General features: G+C 67.0%; 5 protein-coding genes. 4 read left to right on the top strand and 1 reads right to left on the bottom strand.

Going from position 1 to position 4,549, the window contains the following annotated elements:
* A partial coding sequence (locus F8K16_RS02505; RefSeq protein WP_294946488.1) for a cation diffusion facilitator family transporter occupies positions 1-809 on the bottom strand: 809 nt, incomplete at its 3' end.
* Between F8K16_RS02505 and F8K16_RS02510 the strand changes: the two genes are divergently transcribed.
* The 4 genes from F8K16_RS02510 to F8K16_RS02525 all read left to right on the top strand — a co-directional run bounded on the left by F8K16_RS02510 (position 808) and on the right by F8K16_RS02525 (position 4,508).
* Positions 808-1,722 (top strand): YihY family inner membrane protein, encoded by a 915-nt coding sequence (locus tag F8K16_RS02510; RefSeq protein ID WP_294946490.1) that lies wholly within the window; start codon positions 808-810, stop codon positions 1,720-1,722. The genes F8K16_RS02505 and F8K16_RS02510 overlap by 2 nt on opposite strands.
* The gene (locus F8K16_RS02515) at positions 1,719-2,021 is read left to right on the top strand and encodes a hypothetical protein (RefSeq protein WP_294946492.1); all 303 of its coding nucleotides are present in this window, start codon (positions 1,719-1,721) and stop codon (positions 2,019-2,021) included. The genes F8K16_RS02510 and F8K16_RS02515 overlap by 4 nt, the downstream gene beginning before the upstream one ends.
* Positions 2,022-2,152: 131 nt before the next feature.
* On the top strand, positions 2,153-3,907 hold the full coding sequence (argS, locus tag F8K16_RS02520; protein WP_294946494.1) for an arginine--tRNA ligase: 1,755 nt from the start codon (positions 2,153-2,155) through the stop codon (positions 3,905-3,907).
* Between the two features lie 4 nt (positions 3,908-3,911).
* On the top strand, positions 3,912-4,508 hold the full coding sequence (locus F8K16_RS02525) for an SPOR domain-containing protein (RefSeq protein ID WP_294946498.1): 597 nt from the start codon (positions 3,912-3,914) through the stop codon (positions 4,506-4,508).
* Positions 4,509-4,549: the final 41 nt, after the last annotated feature.

A 4,549-nucleotide genomic window follows, 5' to 3' on the forward strand; every position in this document is an offset into this window, starting at 1 on the left:
GCCTCCTTGAGCGGCAGGTCGTCATCCAGCTCCAGATCCAGCTGGATGAGCAGGTTGGGGCCGCTTCTGAGCGTGCGCAGGTCGTTGAAGCCCCACACCCGCGGGTGGCCGAGCACGATGCGGCGGATGTCGGCGATCATCTCGTCCGGCAACTGGCGATCCAGCAGCTGATCCAGCGCCTCGCGGCCGATCTTCAGGGCGCTCAGACCGATCCACATGCCCACGGCCATGCCGAACCAGACATCCGCCTGCGGCCACCAGCGGCTCAGCCACAGGGCGGCGAGAATGACCAGATTGCTGGCGATGTCGCTCACGTAGTGCAGGGCGTCGGCCTCGATGGCGGTGGAGCCGGTCACCCGTACCACATGGCGCTGCCAGCTCACCAGGGCCAGGGTGACGACCAGAGAAAAGGCCATCACGCTCATGGCGAGGGTGTCGTGGTGCACGGGTTGCGGGTGCAGCAGGCGGTTGAGGGCATGGAGCAGAAAGAACAGCGCAGAGCCGGCGATGAAGACACTCTGGGCCAGCGCCGCCAGCGGCTCGGCCTTGCCGTGGCCGAAGCGGTGCTCGTCGTCTGCCGGCTGCAGGGCGTAGCGCACCGCCAGCAGAATGATCAGCGAGGCGATGGCGTCCATGCCGGAATCCAGCAGGGAGGCCAGCAGGCTGACCGAGCCGCTCACATACCACACCACCGCCTTGACGCTCACCAGCAGCAGGGCGGTGGCGAAGGAGAGCAGGGTGACCTGCCGCAGCAGGCGGGCGTTGTCGGCGTTGGCAAGGGCGTGCATGGCGGCTATTCTATCAGCCATGAAAAAGCTGCTTGCCTTCCTGCGCCTGGTGTGGCGCCGCTTCGATCGTGCCGGCGGGCTGGATGCCGCCACCGTGCTGGCCTGGACCACATTGCTGAGCCTGGTGCCGCTGTTCGCGCTGGTGGTGAGCGTGCTGTCGGTGAGCGACTGGTTCGTGGCCTGGCGGGAGGAGGTGGTGCGCACGCTGGTGCACACCTTCTCGCCGGGGTCGCTGGAGAAGGTGGAGCAGGGGGTGATGCAGCTGTCGGCACAGGCGGCGCGGCTGACCGGCCCCAGTCTGGCGTTTCTGTTCATCACCGTGTTGCTGCTGCTGGACAAGATCTACCGCAAGATCGCCGCCATCTGGCACGAGGAGCCGGTCAGCCGCATGTGGCATCGCCTGCTGCACTATCTGGGCGTGAGCCTGCTGGGGCCGTTGCTGATCGCGCTGGGCTTCTCCCTCAGCGCCGCGCTGGCGGCCCTGCCGTTGTTGGACATTCCGGGACTGGCGTGGGTACGGGCGCAGGGCGTGCGCCTGCTGCCCGTGGCCATGACCATTGCCGGCTTCTATCTGCTCTACCGGTACGCGCCGCCGGTACCCATCCGGCCAAAGGCGGCGCTGGCCGGTGCGGTGACCGCCACGGTGCTGCTGGCGCTGCTCAAGGGGCTGTTCGTGCTCTATGCCCGCTACGCCAGCTACAAGGTGGTCTATGGGGCGCTGGCGGCGCTGCCCATGTTCATGGTGTGGCTCTATCTGCTGTGGGCGATGGTGCTGTGGGTGGCCGCGCTGGTGTGGGCGCTGGATAAGGCGTTGATCTCTGGACAATTTCCGCCCGAGGGTTACAATGAAAGTTCTGAGAGTCATTCCGCCGACCCTGCCCATGACGGGGCGTTGGCGGCGGAAAGCGCCAACAGGCGGGAGGTGAGAGCATGATCAACGGTGTCAACAGCGCATTGCAGAGTCAGCTGCAGGCGGTGCAGCCGGAACGCCAGCCGGACGCGCCGCAGGCGGCGGCGCCCGAGGCCGTGCCGGCGGCCCAGCAGGACGTGAAGGTGTCGCTGCGTCAGACCGAGGCGGCACGTGCCGGTGAGCGGGCACAGCCGGTGGACTACCGTGAGCTGGGCCGGCAGGCGGTGGTGGCCGCCCAGTCCGCCGACGAGGCGGAGGCGACGCAGGACAGGGATAACCTGCGCAATCAGGCTTTCCTGGCCACCGCCGCCCTCAAGGGGTGAGCCGGAAACGGGGTCTCCCCCAATTTTGCCGGGTGCCGGTTCTGCCCGCCCGGCGCCGTGTGGAAAAAGGCCGTTCTGCGGCCTTTTTTCGTAGAATATGCGCCCTTTCCAACCATTTCTGACGACGTGGCATGAAAAATCAGATCGCCCAGACCCTTTCTCACTGCATCGAACAGCTCAAACAGGCCGGCCAGCTGCCTGCCGAGGTCACCCCGAACATCCGCGTGGACCATACCCGTGACAAGGCGCATGGTGATTTCGCCACCAACCTGGCGCTGACGCTGGCCAAACCGGCCGGCTGCGCGCCGCGGGAGATGGCCGAGCGCATCGTGGCGGTGCTGCCGGAGGCGGACTGGCTGGTGAAGGTGGAGATCGCCGGGCCCGGCTTCATCAACTTCTTCGTGGCCGAGGACAGCAAGCTCTCCGCGGTGAAGACGGTGCTGGAGCAGGGCGAGGCCTACGGGCGCAGCGATGCGGGGCAGGGGCAGGCGGTGCTGGTGGAGTTCGTCTCCGCCAACCCGACCGGGCCGCTGCATGTGGGGCACGGGCGGGGCGCGGCCTACGGCGCCTCCCTGAGCAACCTGCTGGAGGCGGCGGGGTTCGAGGTCACACGCGAGTATTACGTCAATGACGCCGGCCGGCAGATGGACATTCTGGCCACCTCCGTTTGGCTGCGCTATCTGGAACTGTGCGGTGAGAAGATCGCCTTTCCGTCCAACGGCTATCAGGGCGACTACATCCGCGACATCGCTGCCTCGTTGAAGGCGGCTCACGGTGAGACGCTGCGTCATGCGGCCGAGGCTGTTTTCGACGGGGTGCCGGCGGATGCGCCCGAAGGGGACAAGGAGGCGCATATTGATGCGCTCATCGAGCGGGCCAGAACCCTGCTGGGTGAGGCGTATGAGACGGTGCACCGCACGGCGCTGGAGGCCATTCTGGCGGACATCCGCGAGGATCTGGGCGAGTTCCGCGTCACCTTCGACAACTGGTTCTCGGAGCGCAGCCTGTTCGACAGCGGCCTGGTGGATGCGGTCATCGAGAAGCTGCAGCAGGCCGGCTACGTGTATGAGAAGGAGGGCGCCCTGTGGTTCCGCTCCACCGAATTCGGCGATGAGAAGGACCGGGTGGTGGTGCGCGACAACGGCGTCAAGACCTATTTCGCCTCTGACATCGCCTATCACCTCAACAAGTTCGAACGCGGTTTCGAGCGGCTGATCGACATCTGGGGTGCCGACCATCACGGCTACATTCCGCGGGTGCGCGCGGCGCTGCAGGCGCTGGATCTGCCCGCCGAGGCGCTGGAGGTGCTGCTGGTGCAGTTCGCCACCCTGTGGCGGGGCGGCGAGAAGGTGCCCATGTCCACCCGCTCCGGCCAGTTCGTCACCCTGCGCCAGCTGCGCGAGGAGGTGGGAACCGACGCGGCGCGCTTCTTCTATGTGATGCGCAAGTCCGAACAGCACATGGACTTCGATCTGGATCTGGCCAAGTCCCAGAGCAACGACAACCCGGTCTATTACATTCAGTACGCTCACGCCCGGTTGGCCGCCGTGCTGCGGCAGGCGGAAGAGAAGGGCATGCCGTGGGACCGGAAGGCCGGGCTGGCGGCGCTGGGCGCCCTGTCGCTGGAGAGCGAGCAGGCGCTGGCCGCGGAGCTGGCGAAGTTCCCGGAAGTGGTGGCCCGCGCGGCGCTCAACCGCGAGCCTCATCTGGTGGCCTACTATCTGCGCGATCTGGCCCATGGCCTGCACAGCTACTACAACGCCACGCCGTTTCTGGTGGACCAGCCGGATGTGCGCAACGCCCGCCTGACGCTGGTGGCTGCGGTGCAGCAGGTCATCCGCAACGGTCTGACCCTGCTGGGCGTGTCCGCGCCGGAGCGCATGTGAACCCATGCAGCAACCGCCCCTGAGACAGTCGCAGCAGCGTCAGCTGGAGGCCCAGCGTCAGCTGCGCCGGCGCATCGGGCTGGCGGTGCTGGTGACGCTGGTGCTGACCGGGATCGGCGTGTGGCTCAGTCAGCAGGATTTTTCCCGCTGGTTGCCGGAGAAGACGGAGGCGGCCGCGGCGCCTGCAGCTCCAATGTCTGCCACATCGACCAATGCCGTGCGCCAGCAGACCGCGCAGGCGCCCGAACGGGAGACGCCTGAGGAAATCGATCAGTTCAGCTTCTACCGGGATCTGCCCAGCATGACGGTGGAGGTGGACGCCAGGCCGCTGCCGGTGCGGTTGGAACAGCCGCGGCGGGTGCTGGCGGGCACTTTCCGTCGCCGGGAACTGGCGGAAAAGGAACTGGCGCGGCTGCGCCGGCTGGGATTCGAACGGCTGCAGCTGGCCAGCTTCAAGAAGAATGGGGTGACCTACTACCAGCTGCGCACGCCGCCGCTGGACAACCGGCTCAAGGTGAACCTGCGGCGCAACCGGCTGCAGAAGGCCGGCGCACGGGTGCTGGTGGTGCGGGTGCCCAGGGCCGTCAAGGGCGGCGGCTGAGACGGGTTCAGTCGCAGCTGTCCTCGAACTCGGTGCGCACC

Source organism: Sulfurivirga sp. (assembly GCF_015490265.1).
Taxonomy (GTDB): domain Bacteria; phylum Pseudomonadota; class Gammaproteobacteria; order Thiomicrospirales; family Thiomicrospiraceae; genus Sulfurivirga.